Here is an 18,093-nt window from a genome sequence, read left to right as displayed (position 1 = left end):
GCCGGAGCCCCCGCTCCGGCCATCAGGTCAGGTCGGCTTGCCGTCCCAGAGCGCGAACTGGCCCTTGCGCACGACGAGCTCCGCGTTCATGGCGCCTTTGACGCGTCGGGTCGCGACGTCGAACGTCGCGGTGCCAAAGATGACGCTCGGGACGTCCTTCACCTTGGTGAAGGCCTCGCGGATCGCCTTGCGATCGGTGCCGCCGATCCTCACCACCGCGGCCGCCATGTTCATCGCGTCGTAGGCGTAGGCGTTGAAGGCGTCGGGCTCCAGCCCGTTGTACTTCCTCTTGAAGCCGGAAATGAACTTCTGCACTTCCGGCCGCGGGTCTTCCGGAAAATAGCGCGTGCCGACGTGAACGTCCTCGACCGCCTCACCGCCGAGCTCCAGAAATTTCGGCGAGTAGACCGAGCTGGCGGCGCAGATCACCTGCTTCAATCCGACCTGCCGCGCCTGGCGCGCGATCAATGCGCCGTCCGAATAATAGGAGATCAGGATCAGTCCGTCGGGATTGGCATCGCGTACGCGCACCAGCGTGGAGCGGAAGTCGCGCTCTTCCGCGATGTAGCCTTCGGTGACCGCAATCTCCGCGCCGTATTCTTTGGCGGCGTTGACGAAATAGTCGCGGCTGGTGCGGCCCCAATCGGTGTTGAGGTGCAGCACCGCGAGCTTCTTCAGCTTGAGGCGCCTCACCGCGTAGGACGCCAGCAGCGGCTGCTCGTCGGCCTGGCTGACCGACGTGCTCCACATGAAGTCGCCACCCTTGGTGAAGTCGGGATGCGAATTGGTGAAACCGAACTGCACGAGGCCCGCGCGCTGGTAGATCGGCGAAGCCGCCATCGACGCGGGGCTGGAAAAATCGCCGAGCTCCAGCACGATGGCGGGATTGGAAACGAACTTTTGGGCGATCGCCACCGACTGGCGCGGATCGCTCTGGCTGTCCTCGAATTGATAAGCGAGCTTGCGGCCATTGATGCCGCCGGCCGCCTGGATCTCGTCGAGCGCGAGGTCAAAACCCTGCTTCCACTGCGTGCCATATTGCGCGTTCGGCCCGGTCAGGGGGCCGCTGACGCCGAGCAGGATCGGCTCGGAGGATTGCGCAAACGCGCTACGCGAGAAGGCCGCCCCCGCCATCATGGCGGCGAGCGAGCCCTTGACCAGGGTACGACGATCGATGTTGCTCATGCACGGCTCCATCCACTTTAGTTGATACAAGCAGCAATTCTTGTGCCGGTGAGATTGCCTATTTCGAGGGCTCGCCGAGCGACAGCATCAGCCGGTTCGCCCAGTTGAAGAACGAGGCGCCGTTGATGACGTCGACAATCTCGGCATCGTCGAGACCGGCACTGCGCAGCTCCGCGATATTGTCGGGACCGAAGGCGATCGGCGTCTCGGCCAGAGCCACGGAGGCCTTGACCACGGCATTCCAGCGCTCGCCGAGATCGGCCCCGACGCCTTCGTCGAGCAGCCGCTGCACGTCGTCGCGGCGCTTGGAATAGGTGCTGGCGAAACGCGCATGCACGGAGGCGCAATAGATGCAGCCGTTGTAGCGCGAGGTCGCGGCGGCTGCGAGCTCGCGCTCGGCACGCGGCAGGCCGTCGGCAACGTTATAGAAGATGTCCTTGTCGGTCTTGGTACGGGCCTCCAGAACCTCAGGATCGCGCACCAGAAGACGAAAGTATTCCGACTTGGCGCGGGCACGATCGACGAGGCCGGCGAAGTGCCGCTCGGTCAGCTCGGCCTCGGGCAGCGGGTCGATCCACGAGACCCAGCCGAGCTCGTCCTGGGTGAACACGACGGGCGGATTGATGGTGCTCATGATGCAACCTCCTAAGCGCTTGCCGCTGCGAGCGTGCGCAAGCCGCTGACGACGCGGACCTGAAACGACAGGAACGCAACGAGCTGGGAGAACGTGACGATGCCGGTGGTCGACCAGCCAGCAGCCAGCAGCGCCTTCATGTCGGCGGATGCGGCATCGCGCGGGCGGAAGACCAGCAGATGCGCATGCTCGAGCGCCGCAACCAGCCGGGTGCCAAGCTGCGGTTTGCGTTCCGCGCTGACGCGATAGATCAAGCCAGTCTTGTTCTCGTCCGACAGCGGGCCGGCCGGAAAGGCGCCATAGGGACCCGAGGTCCTGCCGCGCGCGATCTCGGACTTGATCGCCTCGACCAGCGCCGTTCCGTCTGCGTTCGCGGCGAGCTTCTCACGATAGAAGGCCGCCACAGGCGACTCGCCATGGAGCCCGGTCACGAAGGCCGCGACCGCGGCGCGTTCGGTAAGCGAAAAATCGCCGGCGTCGATCGGCTCGAACAGCGAGAGATAGCTCTTTTGCGCGTTCTCGCGCGCCTGCAGGCGACGCGCGCGGATGGCGTCCAGGGTGGAGCCGGGCTCGATCCCGGCGAGCGTGTCGATGATATCCTTTGGTGCCATCATTCAGCCTCGTGCAACGCGATCACATTCATCCCGGCTAGCCTGCGAGAGCAACGTCTTTGGCCGCCGTCCGGGTCCAGCCCAGCGCCGGCGCGACCTTGTCGGCGACGAGCTCGATCGAGCGCAGGACATAGGGGTGCGGCGCATCGACCGAATGCACCTGGAAGACCAGATCGGTCACCCGCTCCAGCGTGGCATCGGTGCGGAGCGAGGCGATCACCTCGTCGGCGGCGCCGACATGGGTGTCGAACGCGGTGATCATCTCCTCCAGCGTCTCACCCGGCGGAAGGTGACCGCCCTTCATGAATTGCGGCAGCGCGCGGCGCAGTCCGACATCGGCAAGCCGCAGCGCCTCGCGATGGTCGTCGGCGACGAAGACGCTACGCGAGGCCATGATGCGCGGCTCGCAGCCGGGCGGCAGCGCTTCGAGATAGGCGTCGATGATCGGGTTCTGGATCTCGGCGAGCGTCGCGTTCGGCGCGTCCTTGGATCGCGGCTGGGTGCGCGACAGCAGGAGGCCATCGCCGGCCTTGCCGGCGCGGGCGCCGCCGGCGACGGAGAATGTCGCCTGCCAGATGCGCTTGTCCAGTTGCGGCCGCTGCGGATAGAGCGTGTCGCCGCCGTCGAGCGGCTTGCCGGTCAGTGCCTTGCGGACGATGTCCAGATTGCGTGCAAAGATCTCGTTGCGCTGGGCGCCGTCGAGGCCGAAGGCGGTAAAGGCGGACGGGTTGCCGCCGGTGCCGACGCCGAGCTCGAAGCGGCCGTTGCAGAGGAGATCGAGCACCGCGGCGTCCTCCGCCACCCTCACTGCACTCTCCAGCGGCAGCGTCACGATGCCGGTGCCGAGACGGATGCGCGAGGTCTGCGCTGCGACATAGCCGAGGAAGGTGAAGGGCGACGGCAGGCCGCCTTCGCGCTCGTGAAAATGATGCTGCGCGATCCACGCGGAATCGAGCCCGGCCCTCTCGGCGCGCACGATCTGCTCGGCCGCGAAGCGGTAGCGGTCCGCCGGCGGCGCCTCGTCGAGCAGCCGCGTGAAGAAGCCCAGGCGTTTCAGATTTGCAAAGCGTTTCATACGATCCCTGTCGGGCGAGGATGGGCCCCGATGATGTCGGTTGCCGCAGCTCCAGACAAGCGGGCATTGCGCAAGGCTGCCCGCCGGATCATCCCTCCTGCGCTGGACTCTGGCTGGGCAGACTGCCTACCAGCTCGGCAGCACCGCGCCCTTGAACTTGGTCAGGACGAACTCCTTGACCTCGGGCGTGTGATAGCTGTCCACGAGGATCTTGACCCAGGGCTTGTCCTTGTCGGCGGTGCGCACGGCGATCAGGTTGACATAGGGCCCCTTCGGGTCCTCGCGCAGGATCGGGTCCTTGACCGGATCGAGGCCCGCCTGGGTTGCATAATTGGTGTTGATCGCGGCTGCGTCGACGTCGTCGAGTGCGCGCGGAGCCTGCGCCGCATCGACCTCGATGAACTTCAGCTTCTTGGGATTCTCGGTGATGTCGAGCACCGTCGGCTTGAAGCCCGTGCCGTCCTTCAGCTTGATCGCGCCCTTGTCGCGCAGCAGCAGCAGCACGCGTCCGCCATTTGTCGGATCGTTCGGGATCGACACCTTGCCGCCCTCGGGGATGTCGGCGAAGGCCTTGTGCTTCTTCGAATAGACGCCGATCGGGAAGTTCACGGTGAGGCCGACGGACTCGATCTTGTAGCCGCGGTCGGCCTTCTGGTTGTCGAGATAGGGCTGGTTCTGGAACGAATTGGCCTGGATCTCGCCGGCATCGAGCGCGGCGTTCGGCACCACGTAATCGGAGAACTCGAGCAGCTGGATGTCGAGGCCCTGCTTGGCGGCGATCGGCTTCACGGCTTCGAGGATCTGCGCATGCGGCCCCGGCGTCACGCCGATCTTGATGGTCTCGGCCGCGGCTGCGGCGGACCATGCGGCGAGCACGGCCGAGAGGATCAGGGGGAGGCGAAACGACATCTTGGTCTCCATCACTCAACGACAATCATTGGAACCGTATTCGCTTCTCCGCGAGACGAAATCAATGAAAAGGAAATCCAAATTGGCACGCACGGCGAAGAACACCTTCTCCATTCGGCACAAAATAGGAAACGAATTCGCAGGCAATACGACGCCCCTTAGCAAGCGTGCCACGCTGTCCTCTACCGAAAAGGTCTCGCGCTGGCTGGCCGAGCCGAAGACCGCGGTGGAACTGCTGACGACTGTGCTCTTGATGTCGGTGCTGGCAATCGGCGTCGCCAGCATCCGATCAACGGCCCCTATTCGGACCGCCAAGTCGACGGCGACAGCATGATCAGCGTGCAAATTGCCGCATAGGTGACCAGCGAGACCGTGACCATGGCGGCGAGTCCCGCCATACCGGCACCAAAGCCTGCTACAGCGATCCAGCCGCCGCCAGCCGCGATCAGGATGCGCGCGACCGAGGACGCGAGCGGGCCCATGGCACGGCCGGTGCCCTGGACAGCGAAGGACGTCACGAAGCCGAAGCCGAGCGCGGCATAGGCCGGCGCGACGATGCGCAGGTACGTCATGCCCTCGCTCACCACCTCCGCGTCGTGGCTGAAGAGGTGGAGCCAGGCGGTCGGGACGATCGCGACCAGCAGGCCGATCGTGCCCGTCATGGCCATACCGACGGCGCCGCTGATCCAGCCGATTCTCCGCGCCCGCGCCAACTGCCCGGCCCCCATGTTGACGCCGACCATGGTCAGCGTCGCCGTGCTGATGCCGAACAGCAGCGGGATCATGATGTAGTCGAGCCGCGAGGCGATGCCGTAGCCGGCGAGCGCAGAGGTGCCGAACAGGCCGACCGCGCCGGTGACGAGGATGACAGTGAGATTGGTCAGCACGGCGTTGAACGCAGTGGGAATGCCGACCTTCAGCATGTCGCCGAAGATTCTTGCGCGCAATGGCACGATGTGCAGCCGCAGGCCGGTCGCCCCCGACGCCATGTAGCGCAGCAGGAACAGCATGGCCGCACCATAGTAAAGACCGAAGGCGACGCCGGCGCCGCCGATGCCCAGTCGCGGGATCGGCCCGAAGCCGAAGATCAGGGCCGGCGAGACCGGAATGGTCACGATCGCGCCGACCAGCGTCACCAGCGCAGGCACCCTGACATTGCCGGAGCCGCGCAGCGCGGCCGCCTGGAGGTTGACGATCCACACCGGGATGGCGCCGGCGAAAAGATAGTTGGAATAGGTGGTGGCGGCAGCGAGCGCACCGTCCGTGCCGCCGAGGGCGCGATAGAGATGCGGGCCTCCGAAGATCACGCCCGACGTGAACACGCCGCCCGCGATGATCGCGAGCACCACGGCATGAAACAGCGCCGCCTCCGCATCGTCGCGGCGGCCTGCGCCGACCGCGCGGGCGACAGAAGATGCAACGCCGGAACCGAACCCGCCATTGGACATCATGGTCATCAGCATGAAGATCGGGAACACCAGCGCCGCGCCCGCCAGGGCGTCGGTGCCGAGGAAGCCGACATAATAGGCCTCTGCGATGTTAACCGCGGTCTGCGCCACCAGGACGGTCACGGTCGGCGCGGCGAGCTTGAGGAGCGTGGAGAGGATCGGCGCCGTCAGCAGTGCAGCGCGCCTCTGCTCGGCCGCGCTCGGGGCGGCCTGCGCCGCCTGGCGAAGCGGGGCCGCCGGGCGGGCCACGAATTGTGCAGCGGACAAGGGCGGCGCGGCGGCATCCTCGACGGACATGGTGCGATCCTTCATCTTTCGGACCGCCGGACGGCCGCCCATTGCATTATGAGTATAATCTATTATTATGATCGTAATGCAATATGGCCGCGCCTCACGATTTTGTGGCCGGGCCGAACACCGGATCGCGAGGAGGCTGGATGGCGCGCTACGACAAGGGGCACAGGGACGCGACACGGCGGCACATTCTCGACGTCGCATCGGCACAGTTCCGCGAGAGCGGCATCGCCGCTGTCGGGCTTGCCGGCATCATGTCGGCGGCGGGCCTCACCAATGGCGCCTTCTACACGCACTTTGAATCCAAGGAGGATCTGGTGCGCACGGTGCTGCTGGATGCGCTGGAATGGCGCGAGCAGCGGCACAAAGACAATCTCGCGAACGGGATTGCGCTCGAGACCACGATCCGCGACTACCTCTCGCCGAGACATCGCGACCGCGTGGCGACCGGCTGCCCAACCGCGGCGCTCGTATCCGAGATCGCGCGGCACCCGAAGGCGACGCGCGAGGCCTTCACCGCGAAGATGTCCGACATCATCGCGCTGATGGCCGAGCAGCTCCCGCAAGGTTCAGCGGACGATCGGCGCCGCGGGGCGATCGCGATCTACGCCACGATGGTCGGCGCACTACAATTGTCGCGCGCGGTCAACGACCGGCAATTGTCGGAAGAAATTCTGGAGAGCGCGGTCGAGGCCGCCATCAAGCTCGGCGGCGGAGGGTGAGCGGATCGGCGAGCCAGACTGGCGAACGTCGTCAGCCCGTCTCCGCTCATTTCGTCCCGCTCCTGCTGCCGGCGGCATCCGACCGCCGATCGCCGGCAAGGCCTAGCACCATGTCCGAGAAGCGCTCGCCCTGCACCAGCACGTGGTCGTGAAGTCGCGTCGCGGCGAGTTGCTCGTCACCGGCACGGATCGCTTCGAGAATCCCGGCGTGCTCCTGGAGCGATTGCAGCAGACGATTACGCGCCCGAAGCTGGATGCGGCGATAGGCGCTTAAGCGCTTGTGCAGGGCGAAGGCCTGATCGGCGAGAAAGCTGTTGCGGCTGGCGCGATAGATCGCTTCGTGAAAATTGCGGTTGTCGGCATAGTACTGCTCGCTGTCGCCTTCGCGCGCGGCGATCTCGCAGGCGCGGTGAGCCGTCTCCATCGCCGCGTCATTGTCCGGCGTCAGCCGACGCGCGGCCAGCCGCCCGCACGCGCTTTCGATCTCGGCCATGGTCTCGAACATCTCGAACAGCCGGGTCGGTGACGGAACGCTGACGATCGCGCCCCGGCGCGGGCGGACATCGATGAAACCTTCGGCGCCGAGCTGGAGCAGCGCCTCCCGAATGGGGGTGCGCGACACCCCGAATCGCTCCGCGAGCGAGGCCTCGTCCAGGCGGTCGCCCGGCAGGAATTCCCCCGCAATCACAGCGTCTTCGATCGACTGCTTCAGTCTGAAGGCCTGGCTCATTGTATGCACCTTATAGGCCAATTCCATACCACAAGCTTGACAAAACATACAGCATGCAGTTGATATAGTAATTGTATGCAAGATTAGAAATAAAAAATGCAATCTAGCAACGGGAGGTATGGAATGAGGATTTCGAGACGCCAAGCCCTGGCTTTGGGGATCGCGGCCCCGGCCTTGCTCCGGTTCGGAGAGGCGCGCGCGGCCACGACGCTGAAGATCTCGCACCAGTTTCCAGGAGGCACCGCGACCGAGGGCGACTTCCGCGACCGGCTCTGCCGGCGCTTTGCGGCGCAGATTCAGGAGCGCAGCAAGGGCGCGATGACCGCCGAGATCTATCCGGGCTCGTCCTTGATGAAGACCAACGCGCAGGTCTCGGCGATGCGCAAAGGCGCGCTCGACATGAGCCTCATCCCGATCTCCTACGCCGGCGGCGATCTTCCCGAACTGAACATCGGCCTGATGCCGGGCCTCGTCACCGGTTACGACGAAGGCCTCGGCTGGAAGAACAAGCCGATCGGCCAGGAGTTCAGCAAATTCCTCGCCGCCAAAGGCCTCGTCATTATCACCTGGATCTGGCAGGCCGGCGGCGTCGCCAGCCGTGCGCGTCCGCTGGTCGAGGTCGGCGATGCCAAGGGCATGAAGGTCCGCGGCGGCTCGCGCGAGATGGATCTCGTGCTGCAGGCGGCCGGCGCCTCTGTGCTGTCGCTGCCCTCCAACGAACTCTATGCGGCGATGCAGACCGGGGCGTGCGATGCCGCCCTCACCTCGTCCACCAGCCTGACCTCGTTCCGCCTCGAAGAGCTCGCCAAGCATCTGACGACCGGCCGAGCCAAGAGCTACTGGTTCATGCTCGAGCCGCTCGTGATGTCGAAGGCAGTGTTCGACCGGCTTTCCAGCGAGGAGCGCGACATCATCGTCTCGGTCGGCGCCGAGCTCGAAGCGTTCGGCCGCGCGGCGGCGGTGGAGGACGACGTCCGCGTGACCAAGGTCTACCAGGCCGCCGGCGCGACCGTGCACGATCTCGACGACAAGACGGTTCAGGCGTGGCGCGAGCTTGCGCGCGACACGGCCTGGAAGGACTACGCGGGCAAGAACGAGAACTGCGCCCGTCTGATCAAGCTTGCCATGGAGGCCGGCTCATGAGCGCGCACGGCATCGATCTCGGCCATTCAGCCACGGTGACGGCGGCGCGACCCGGTTCTCGGATGGGACGGATCGCTCGCGCGATGGCCCTGCTCAACAAGGCGATCGTCGTGCTCTGCTCGATCGCGCTTATCGTCGCGAGCACGATCCTGAGCTACAGCGTGGCCGCGCGCTACTTCTTCAACGCGGCAACCTATTGGCAGGACGAGGCTGCGGTGTTCCTGCTGGTCGGCGCCACGTTCCTCTCCACCGCCTTCGTGCAGGGCGGACGCGGCCATATCGGCATCGAGGCCCTCACCGGCTATCTGTCGAAACGCGGCAATGCGATCCGCATGCTCTTGGTCGACACCGCGAGCCTGCTGTTCTGCTGCTTCTTCGCCTGGAAATCCTGGACGCTGTTCCACGAAGCCTGGGTCGACGGCCAGGTGTCCGGCTCGACCTGGGCCCCGCCGCTGTGGATCCCCTACAGCATGATGTCGCTGGGCATGACGCTGATGACGCTGCAGATCGCGCTTCAGCTCGCCGCGAGCCTCGATGGATGGAGGAGCAAATGAGCACGCTTGCCGTCGGACTGATGTATGGTGGTGCGACCCTCGCCGTCATGGCCTCGGGCATGCCGATCGCGCTGGCGCTCGGCGCGGTCGCCGTCGTCTTCATGTACTACTTCATGCCCGCCGCATCGCTCGATACGGTGACGCAGAACGTCTACGAGGAGATGGCCTCGATCACGTTGCTGGCGATCCCGCTCTTCATCCTGAAGGGCGCGGCGATCGGCAAGTCGAAGGCGGGACAGGATCTCTATAGCGCGCTGCATGTCTGGATGGGCCGCATTCCCGGCGGCCTCGGCATCGCCAACGTCTTCGCCTGCGCGCTGTTCGCCGCGATGGCGGGATCGTCTCCGGCGACCTGCTCGGCGATCGGCTCTGCCGGCATTCCCGAGATGCGCAAGCGCGGCTATTCCGGCGGCTTTGCCGCGGGCGTGATCGCCGCCGGCGGCACGCTGGGCATCCTGCTGCCGCCCTCGATCACCATGATCCTGTACGCGGTCGCCGCCGAGCAGTCGCTCGGACGTCTCTTCCTCGCCGGCATTGGGCCGGGCCTTCTCCTGGTGCTGCTGTTTGCGACCTATGCGGTGCTGAGGTTCAAGGCCGAATACGCGGCGGCGCAGCGCGCCTATGCGGCCGATCCGGCGCAGCATCCGATCCTGTCGAACGAGCGCTTCACCATGGCGATGCGGTTCGGCGCGCTGCCGCGCGTGCTGCCCTTCGTCGTGCTGCTCAGCGGCGTGATGATCGCGCTCTATGGCGGCTATGCCACGCCGTCAGAAACCGCCGGCCTCGGCGGCATCCTGGCGCTGGCCCTGATCGCCTCGATCTACGGCGTGTGGCGCCCGCGGGATCTCGGTCCGATCCTGGAATCGACGCTGAAGGAATCGACCATGCTGATGCTGATCATCGGCATGTCGCTGCTCTACTCCTATGTCATGAGCTATCTCCACATCAGCCAGGCCGCCGCACAGGCGATCGTCGCGATGCAGCTGTCGCGGTGGGTGCTGCTGGGCGCGATACTGGTGCTGGTGGTCGTGCTCGGCTTCTTCCTGCCGCCGGTCTCGATCATCCTCATGACAGCGCCGATCATCCTGCCGCCGCTCAAGGACGCCGGCTTCGACCTGATCTGGTTCGGCGTGGTGATGACGATCGTGATGGAGATGGGCCTCATCCATCCGCCTGTCGGCCTCAACATCTTCGTCATCAGGAACATCGCACCCGACATCCCGTTGCGGGACGTGATCTGGGGAACGCTGCCTTTCGTCCTGCTGATGGCGTTCGCGGTCGTCCTGCTGTGCCTGGTGCCGTCGATCTCGACCTTTCTGCCCAACCTCGTGATGGGTCCGCCATCGCGATAACCCGAGGAGGCACGAACCATGCTGAACGACATCCGATCCGGACGCATCGCCGCGCCCGAGTTCCTGCAAGGGCTGATCGACACGTTGACGCAACGCGGCCGCGCGGTCCTGGGCATGAAGGCGGAACGGGACGGGAGCGAGGATCGCGACCTCGAGCTTCTCGGCGAGGCACTGCTGTCGCGGCGCGGCGAGGCCTCCGGCGTTGCGATCGCGCAATCGCTGCTTGCGGCCTTCGAGCGGGCGGCCGAGCCGCAGCGGCTCAAATTCCTCTCCTCCCTCGCCGACCGGTTCGGGCCGGACCGTCGCGCGATCGAGCTCGCGATCGCCGCCTACCAGCGCAAGGAGGGTGGCGACGGCGCCAGGCTCGAGGCACTCCATGCCGCCGCGGAGCCGCGCCGGCAGGAGCTGATCCGGCGCCTCAACCTCGCTCCCGGCGGAACGGCCTCGCTGGTGCGGATGCGCGAGGTGCTGCTCTCGCTGCTGCGCGGGCATCCCGAGCTCCAGGCCGTCGACGACGATTTCGTCCACCTGTTCTCGTCCTGGTTCAACCGGGGTTTTCTGGTGCTGCGGCCGATCGACTGGACCACCTCGGCGAACATCCTGGAGAAGATCATCAGGTATGAGGCCGTCCACGCGATCCAGGACTGGGACGATTTGCGCAACCGGCTCGAGCCGCCGGACCGCCGCTGCTACGCGTTCTTTCATCCGCAGCTGGTCGACGAGCCGCTGATCTTCGTCGAGGTCGCGCTCACGAAGGAGATTCCCGGCGCGATCGGACCGCTGCTGGACAAGTCGCGCCAGGCGATCGCCGCGCGCGAGGCGACGACCGCCGTGTTCTACTCGATCTCGAACACGCAAAAGGGCCTTGCCGGCGTCTCCTTCGGCAATTTCCTGATCAAGCAGGTGGTGCAGGATCTCGCCCGCGAGCTGCCGAACCTGAAGACCTTCGTCACCCTGTCGCCGGTGCCCGGCTTTGCCGGCTGGGCGAGGCGCGAGCTCAAGACCGAGGCCTCCGCCGCGATCGACGAGGATACAAGGCGGGCGATGGCTGCGCTCGACGACGGCGGCGACATTGCGCAGGCGAAAGAGCCGATCACCGCGCTCGCCGCCTATTACTTCCTGAAGGCGAAGCTGCCGTCGGGCAAGCCAGCCGATCCGGTCGCCCGCTTCCATCTCGGCAACGGCGCGCGCCTGGAACGGCTGAATTTCCTCGGCGACAGCTCGGCCAAGGGCATGAAGCAGTCGTACGGGCTGATGGTGAACTATCTCTACGCGCTCGAGCACATCGAGGCGAACCATGAAGCGTTTGCCGAACACGGCACCGTCGTGGCGTCCGACAAGGTGAAGAAGGCGCTTCGCGCGAAATTGTCATCGCGCGACCTTGTTCCCAGTCCTCACACCAACTCGCAACGGAAGATCTCGTCATGACCTCGAACCTGTATGATCGCCTGCTTGCCGGCGCGGAGTCCGACCAGTCCATCTGCATCGAGAAGGACGACGGCACGACCTTGAGCTATGCCGACCTTGCTGCGCTGAGCGGCAGGTGCGCGAATTTCCTCGCCAAGATCGGCATCGGCCCGAATCACCGCGTCGCAGCCAAGGTCGAGAAATCCGTCGAGGCCGTCGCGCTGTATCTTGCGACGCTGCGCGCCGGCGCCGTCTATCTGCCGCTCAACACCGCCTATACGCCGACTGAGACCGAGTATTTCATCCGCGACGCGCAGCCGACATTGATCGTATGCGATCCCCGGGAAGAAGCTGATTTGCGCGCCATCGCCGCCAAGGCAGGCGGCCGGGTCGAGACGCTCGATCACCGCGGCAAGGGCTCGCTCGCCGATGCCGCGGCAGACTTCCCGGCGGGATTCGACACCGTCGCCAGGACGAATGACGATCTCGCAGCCATCCTCTACACGTCGGGCACGACCGGCCGCTCGAAGGGAGCCATGCTGACGCACGGCAATCTTTCTTCGAACGCCCTGACGCTCGTCCAGGAGTGGCGCTATGCGAGCAAGGACGTGCTGATCCATGCCCTGCCGATCTATCACGTTCACGGGCTCTTCGTGGCCTGCAACGTCTCCTTCGCCGCACGCGCGCGCATCCTGTTCATGCAGAAGTTCGACGCCGAACGCATTCTGGCAACGATGGCGCGCAGCACCGTTCTGATGGGCGTGCCGACCTTCTATGTCCGCCTGCTCGAGAGTGCGAACCTGGACGAGCGAGCCACCGCCAACATGAGGCTGTTCGTCGCCGGCTCGGCGCCGCTGCTGGCCGAGACACACCGGGCCTGGAAGGAGCGGACCGGGCATGCGATTCTGGAACGCTACGGCATGACCGAGACCGGCATGATTGCGTCCAATCCCTACGAGGGGGCTCGCATTGCCGGCTCGGTCGGCCGGCCGCTTCCCGCCGTCGAGGTTCGCGTCACCGATCCCGAGACCGGCACAATCCTCCCCGTTGGCGACGTCGGCATGATCGAGGTGAAGGGGCCGAATGTGTTCGCCGGCTACTGGAACATGCCGGACAAGACCGCCACTGAATTCCGCGCTGACGGCTTCTTCATCACTGGCGACCTCGGCAAGCTCGACGCGCAGGGCTATCTCCATATCGTCGGCCGCGGCAAGGATCTCATCATCACCGGCGGGTTCAACGTCTATCCGAAGGAGATCGAGACCGAGATCGACGCCATTCCCGGGGTGTCCGAAAGCGCCGTCGTCGGCGTGCCGCACGCCGACTTCGGCGAAGGCGTCACCGCCGCCGTGGTCCGCTCGCCCAATTCGTCGGTGGACGAGCGCGTCATTCTCGACGCGCTGTCGGGACGTCTCGCCAAGTTCAAGCAGCCCAAGCGCGTCATCTTCGTGGACACATTGCCGCGCAACACGATGGGCAAGGTACAGAAGAATCTGCTGCGCGAGCGTTTCGCCACGATTTACACGACCAAGGCCGGCTAGAAGCGGCACGCTGCTGCTGCAAGTGTGGCCATTTCCGGGCTGCGGCAACGAATCTGTCGCCGGAGCAACACTACGAAACTTGATGCGTTTGCGCAGGACGGGTTAGCGTTGTCTCGCGGCCTTAGAACTTCCCCAAGTTCATCTAGATCGCACTGGACCGCCGCCTGAACGTTTCAGCCGGCGGTCCAGTCCAGCCGCATCTGCTAGATGATGCCGCTCTGCCGAAGCGCCGCGATTGCAGCCGTGTCATAGCCGAGCTCGGCGAGGACGCGATCGGTATGCTCACCGAGCGTAGGTGGACGCGCCGCAATCTCTCCCGGCGTCTCCGACAGCCGCACGGCGGCACGCATCACCGGCGCGGGTTTCGGCAAGCCGGGATAGTCGACCTCCTGGATGAAACCGGCGGCGCGGATGTGCGGATGATCGAGCGCCTGTTGCGGGCTCAACACGGGTCCGGTCGGGATCATCGCCTTGCCCAAGGTGTCGACGGCCTCCTGCGTGGTGCGTTCGGCGCACCAGCGCGCCATCCGTTCGCTGATGACGGCGCCGTTGTTGCCGCGGCTGATGTCGTCGGCAAAGCGCGGATCGTTCAGCCATTTGTCTTCCTCGCCCATCAGCTTGGCCCAGCGCTTGAACAGCGGATGTCCCGTGACCTGGCACAGCACCCAGCCGTCCTTGGTGCGGTAGATGTCGGCGGGCGCTGCGGTCTGGCCAAGGTTTCCGGTCGGCACGCGATTGACGTTGATCACGGCCTGCTCGATCAGCGTGGCATTGGTGAAGGACAGCGCGGTTGCGAGCAGCGCGCCCTCGACGATCTGCCCGCGGCCGGACTTGCCGCGCTCGATCAGCGCGGCGAGCGTCCCGAAGGCGCAATGCAACGCGGTACCGAAATCGACCCAGTTCACCGCGGCCCGGTAGGGCGGATCGCCGGCGCCGGTCATGTACACCGAGCCCGACATGACCTGGCCGACACCGTCGAAGCCGACGCGATCGGACCACGGTCCCGGCCCGCCGAACGCCGTTGCCGTGGTGAGGATGATGTCGGGCTTGATCGCGCGAAGCGAGTCGTAATCGAGCTTCATCGCACGCAGGGTCTGCGGCGGCAGATTGGCGACCACCACGTCGGCGGTCGCGATCAGGCGGCGCATCACCTCCTGCCCCTCCACCTTCATCGGATCGAGCGTGATGCACTTCTTGTTGCGGTTGATCTGGAGGAACAGCGCCCCTTCGCCGCCCTCACCGACCGGCGCGACGAAGCGGTCCTCGCTGCCGTCGCGCTTCTCCACGCGAATAACCTCGGCGCCGAATTCGGCCAGCAGGGTCGCGCAATACGGCCCCGCGATATAGCGCCCGAAATCGAGGACGCGCACGCCTTCCAGAACTCCTCCCATAGGTCCTTTCCTTGATGTCTTTTGCCCAGATTACAGGGACTGGTTGCCGCGGCAAGGTGGCGAAAGGCGTGATGCCGCCCTCAAGATGTGATCGCCGAGCTGTTTCGGCTGGCGGAAATTGTGCTCTAGTATGGCTTGTCCTTCCCCTCACCCAGAGCGCACAGCCATGCCGCAACAATTCGATCGATCCGCAGAAGATCTCGGCAACGCGATTCATTTCGAGCACGTCAACATCCAGGTCCCGGATCAGCGCCTGGCGACATTATTCTACGTCACGGGACTTGGGCTCACCCGCGATCCCTATCTGATGGTGTCCGACACCAACATGTGGATCAACGCCGGACGGAGCCAGTTCCACCTTCCGAGCGGCAGGCCGCAGGTGCTGCGCGGCCATACCGGCCTCGTCATCGAGGGGCGCGAGGCGCTGCTGGCGCGACTGGCATCGGTCGCGAAGAAGCTCGAAGGCACGGCCTTCGCCTTCACGGAGCACAACGACCATGTCGAGGCCGTGTGCCCGTGGGGCAACCGCATGCGCGTTTATGAACCGGACGCGGCGCGCTTCGGCCGCATCACGCTCGGCATTCCCTATGTCGAGTTCGACGTGCCGATCGGAACGACGCCGGCGATCTGCGCCTTCTATCCGGAGGTCATGGGCATGCCCGCTAGTTTGCGCAATGGCGACGGCGCCGTTGCGGCGGTACAGACGGGCCGCGACCAGCACCTGCTGTTCCGCGAGACCGACCGGCCCCAGGGCGACTATGACGGGCATCATGTGCAGATGTACATCACCGACTTCTCGGGCCCGTACCGCAAGCTGCTCGCACGCAATTTGATCTCGCGCGAGGACAATCAATATCAATACCGGTTCTGCGACATCGTCGATCTCAACAGCGGCAAGCCGCTGTTCACGGTCGAGCACGAGGTGCGGAGCGCCACCCACCCGATGTTCATGCGGCCGATGGTCAATCGCAATCCTGTGGTCAACAACCGCAATTATGCGTACGGCCACGATCAGACGTCGTGGGCGATGGGGCCGGATCAGTACGACGGATAGCGCGTTCAGGCTTCGCGGTAGTCCAGCAGGATCAGCCCGACCAGGATGAAGGCGACCGGCCAGATCCAGGCCGCCGCACGGCTGACCCGTCCGTCGAGCCGCAGCTCGAGCCAGCGCGCCCAGCCGGCTGCGACACCGCAGAGCGCGAGCGGGGTGTGGCTCATCTCGATGAGCAGCTGGTCCTTGATGTTGGCGATGGCATGGGAATGTGTGAGCAGCAGGGCGCCGCCAAGCGCCGTGGTGAGGGGAAACACCAGGGCTGCCGGCCCGGCCTTGCTGCCGCGTAAACGCACGCGCCATTCGAACAGGCCGAACACGGCGATCAGCAGCACGAAGATGCGATGCTGCGCCACTTCGGGATCGCGCAGCGACTCGAAGAAGCCGGCAGGACCAAGTGGCCAGGCCTGCTCGTCGGCGCGGAAGAACAGGAAGGCGGCCATTGCCAGAAACAGCAGCGGCCAGTGCCGCGCCCAGCGGCCCCAGCGGAAATGCTCGACCAGCGCCAGCAGCCCGATCAGCACCACGAAGACGCCGGCCCAGTGATGGTTGTACTCGGACCAGGCGATGTCCTCGGCATTGCGCGGCAGGATCGTGCCCTCGCCGGGAACGTAGGCCGCCTGTGCGTTGGCGCGCCCGGCGTCCGCAAGCGTGATCTTGGCCTGCAGCTGCGCGACGGTGAGCTTGTCGTAATCCGGGCTGGTCAGGCGCGGCGGCCATTGCGGCGTCGCGCGCTCGACGATCTCATGCCAGGCGAGGCGATCGCGCGGGAGATCGACGCCCGGCGGCAATGAAGTCAGGGACGCCGCAGCAAGCAGCACGGTGAGGCCGATGCCGATCTCGACCTCGGCGAAACGCTTCAGGCGGAGGATCGGCGTCGTGGGGTCGCGGCGCAGCCGCTCGACCAGGAAGTAATTGCCCGCGCCGAGCATCAGCAGCATCAGGAGCAGGCCGAGCTTGGCCAGCGTCATGACGCCATAGGCGGTGCCGTAGATCGCGGCGACCGAGCCGATATAGTTCGCCGCCATGACCAGGCCGCCACAGACGATCGCGGCGACCGCGGCCATCGACATCAACGAATAGCGGCGCGCGATGAGGCGCCAGTCGCCGGCGTCCTTGCAGCCGTTCAGCGCGATCAGGAAATAGGGCAGACCGCCGATCCAGACCGCCGCCCCCGCCATGTGGCCTGCGTCGGACAGCAGCAGCGGCCAGCGCACGTCCGGCCGGCTGGCTGCATGCGTGAGCCGGGTCTGCATCGCCAGCGCCAGCACCGACAGGGCAAGAAGCGCGGCCGACCGCAGCCGGTGCGCGGGACCGTTGGCCAGGATTGCGATGCCCAATGCACAGGCCGCGATGACGATATCCGCGCGGCCGAAATCGGCACTGACCGCCTCGCTCCAGGGCACCTGGAGCGTCCCGACCAGCGCGGCCGCATTGAGCGCCAGCGAGGCGACGGTGAGGAGCGCCAATGCGAAGGCGCTGAACCGCAGGAACGCGCGGCATCGCTCCTCGATCGTGAGGCCATAGACGGAGAGCCTCGGCTGCAGCGGCCCCCACAGCAACAACTGAAAGGCAAGCCCGCCAAGCGTGAACGACTGGGCGATCAGGATCAGGCCCCGCAGGACCACCGACAGATAGCCGAAAATGTCGAGGAGCAGGTACACGTCAGTGGACGGTGAACGGGATGTCGCCGCGGGTGATGTGGCCGTCGACGCTGAGCACCTGCCAGCGCAGGTGCCACGCCCCTGCCGGCAGCCGCGTCGCATCGGCATTGAGCTCGTCCGCGGGCGCGTCGGAAGCCGGCGTCAGGGCGCGCGCCGCACCGTCTGGCGCCAGCAGCGTCAATTTGGAGCGCGCGCGATCGATCCGGCTGTTGAAGTGCAGGCGGATCGCGACGGTGTCGCCGGATACGGTCGCGCCGGCGGCCGGCGAGGATGAGACGATGATGGCGTGGGCCTGGGATGCGTTCGGATGAGCAAGAAACCACAGGGCGGATAGAACGAACGCGATTCGGAAGAACGCGCGCATGATGCTCACTCGCTGTCG

The 18,093-nt window shown here is 65.7% G+C and carries 18 protein-coding genes; 7 read left to right on the top strand and 11 right to left on the bottom strand.

The window, feature by feature from the left end; genetic code table 11:
* Nucleotides 1-27 precede the first annotated feature (27 nt).
* The 7 genes from QA649_RS12460 to QA649_RS12430 all read right to left on the bottom strand — a co-directional run bounded on the left by QA649_RS12460 (nucleotide 28) and on the right by QA649_RS12430 (nucleotide 6,159).
* A complete protein-coding gene (locus QA649_RS12460; protein WP_283024437.1) occupies nucleotides 28-1,185 on the bottom strand; it encodes an ABC transporter substrate-binding protein in 1,158 nt (385 codons plus the stop codon).
* A gap of 58 nt (nucleotides 1,186-1,243) precedes the next feature.
* Nucleotides 1,244-1,819: an alkylhydroperoxidase domain protein gene (locus tag QA649_RS12455; protein ID WP_283024436.1), complete on the bottom strand. Its 576-nt coding sequence runs from the start codon at nucleotides 1,817-1,819 to the stop codon at nucleotides 1,244-1,246.
* An 11-nt stretch (nucleotides 1,820-1,830) separates the two neighbouring features.
* On the bottom strand, nucleotides 1,831-2,430 hold the full coding sequence (locus tag QA649_RS12450) for a CMD domain protein (protein ID WP_283026020.1): 600 nt from the start codon (nucleotides 2,428-2,430) through the stop codon (nucleotides 1,831-1,833).
* Nucleotides 2,431-2,467: 37 nt separating this feature from the next.
* Entirely contained in the window at nucleotides 2,468-3,505 is a 1,038-nt protein-coding gene (locus QA649_RS12445) for a putative FMN-dependent luciferase-like monooxygenase (RefSeq protein ID WP_283024435.1), read from the bottom strand.
* A 126-nt stretch (nucleotides 3,506-3,631) separates the two neighbouring features.
* Entirely contained in the window at nucleotides 3,632-4,426 is a 795-nt protein-coding gene (locus QA649_RS12440) for a MetQ/NlpA family ABC transporter substrate-binding protein (protein ID WP_283026019.1), read from the bottom strand.
* 3 nt (nucleotides 4,427-4,429) lie between these two features.
* Nucleotides 4,430-4,699 (bottom strand): hypothetical protein, encoded by a 270-nt coding sequence (locus QA649_RS12435; protein WP_283024434.1) that lies wholly within the window; start codon nucleotides 4,697-4,699, stop codon nucleotides 4,430-4,432.
* A 14-nt stretch (nucleotides 4,700-4,713) separates the two neighbouring features.
* Complete coding sequence (locus QA649_RS12430; protein WP_283024433.1) at nucleotides 4,714-6,159, bottom strand: MATE family efflux transporter; 1,446 nt, start codon at nucleotides 6,157-6,159, stop codon at nucleotides 4,714-4,716.
* A 140-nt stretch (nucleotides 6,160-6,299) separates the two neighbouring features.
* On the opposite strand from QA649_RS12430, the gene QA649_RS12425 reads away from it, so the two are divergent.
* On the top strand, nucleotides 6,300-6,878 hold the full coding sequence (locus QA649_RS12425) for a TetR family transcriptional regulator (RefSeq protein WP_283024432.1): 579 nt from the start codon (nucleotides 6,300-6,302) through the stop codon (nucleotides 6,876-6,878).
* 46 nt (nucleotides 6,879-6,924) lie between these two features.
* Here QA649_RS12425 and QA649_RS12420 read toward each other — a convergent pair whose 3' ends face one another.
* Entirely contained in the window at nucleotides 6,925-7,608 is a 684-nt protein-coding gene (locus tag QA649_RS12420) for a GntR family transcriptional regulator (RefSeq protein ID WP_283024431.1), read from the bottom strand.
* A 123-nt stretch (nucleotides 7,609-7,731) separates the two neighbouring features.
* Here QA649_RS12420 and dctP point away from each other — a divergent pair, with 123 nt between their 5' ends.
* From dctP to QA649_RS12395, 5 genes are all read left to right on the top strand, one after another.
* Entirely contained in the window at nucleotides 7,732-8,751 is a 1,020-nt protein-coding gene (gene dctP / locus QA649_RS12415) for a TRAP transporter substrate-binding protein DctP (protein ID WP_283024430.1), read from the top strand.
* Between the two features lie 62 nt (nucleotides 8,752-8,813).
* Complete coding sequence (locus QA649_RS12410; protein WP_283026018.1) at nucleotides 8,814-9,305, top strand: TRAP transporter small permease; 492 nt, start codon at nucleotides 8,814-8,816, stop codon at nucleotides 9,303-9,305.
* A complete protein-coding gene (locus QA649_RS12405) occupies nucleotides 9,302-10,657 on the top strand; it encodes a TRAP transporter large permease (protein ID WP_283024429.1) in 1,356 nt (451 codons plus the stop codon). The genes QA649_RS12410 and QA649_RS12405 overlap by 4 nt, the downstream gene beginning before the upstream one ends.
* Nucleotides 10,658-10,675: 18 nt before the next feature.
* Nucleotides 10,676-12,085 carry a malonyl-CoA decarboxylase gene (locus tag QA649_RS12400; protein ID WP_283024428.1) on the top strand — a complete coding sequence of 470 codons (1,410 nt, stop codon included), beginning with the start codon at nucleotides 10,676-10,678 and terminating at the stop codon, nucleotides 12,083-12,085.
* Nucleotides 12,082-13,605: a malonyl-CoA synthase gene (locus QA649_RS12395; RefSeq protein ID WP_283024427.1), complete on the top strand. Its 1,524-nt coding sequence runs from the start codon at nucleotides 12,082-12,084 to the stop codon at nucleotides 13,603-13,605. The genes QA649_RS12400 and QA649_RS12395 overlap by 4 nt, the downstream gene beginning before the upstream one ends.
* A gap of 203 nt (nucleotides 13,606-13,808) precedes the next feature.
* Here QA649_RS12395 and QA649_RS12390 read toward each other — a convergent pair whose 3' ends face one another.
* Nucleotides 13,809-14,996 (bottom strand): CoA transferase, encoded by a 1,188-nt coding sequence (locus tag QA649_RS12390; RefSeq protein ID WP_283024426.1) that lies wholly within the window; start codon nucleotides 14,994-14,996, stop codon nucleotides 13,809-13,811.
* Between the two features lie 166 nt (nucleotides 14,997-15,162).
* On the opposite strand from QA649_RS12390, the gene QA649_RS12385 reads away from it, so the two are divergent.
* A complete protein-coding gene (locus QA649_RS12385; RefSeq protein WP_283024425.1) occupies nucleotides 15,163-16,050 on the top strand; it encodes a hypothetical protein in 888 nt (295 codons plus the stop codon).
* Between the two features lie 5 nt (nucleotides 16,051-16,055).
* Here the strand turns inward: QA649_RS12385 and QA649_RS12380 are convergent, their stop codons facing one another.
* Nucleotides 16,056-17,711 carry a CopD family protein gene (locus QA649_RS12380; protein ID WP_283024424.1) on the bottom strand — a complete coding sequence of 552 codons (1,656 nt, stop codon included), beginning with the start codon at nucleotides 17,709-17,711 and terminating at the stop codon, nucleotides 16,056-16,058.
* Between the two features lies 1 nt (nucleotide 17,712).
* Nucleotides 17,713-18,075, bottom strand: a complete 363-nt coding sequence (locus QA649_RS12375) for a copper resistance CopC family protein (RefSeq protein ID WP_026311739.1) — start codon at nucleotides 18,073-18,075, stop codon at nucleotides 17,713-17,715.
* Nucleotides 18,076-18,093 lie beyond the last annotated feature (18 nt).

The organism is Bradyrhizobium sp. CB1717, from assembly GCF_029714325.1.
Classification (GTDB): domain Bacteria; phylum Pseudomonadota; class Alphaproteobacteria; order Rhizobiales; family Xanthobacteraceae; genus Bradyrhizobium.
This window is presented reverse-complemented; position numbering and strand designations above follow the sequence as displayed.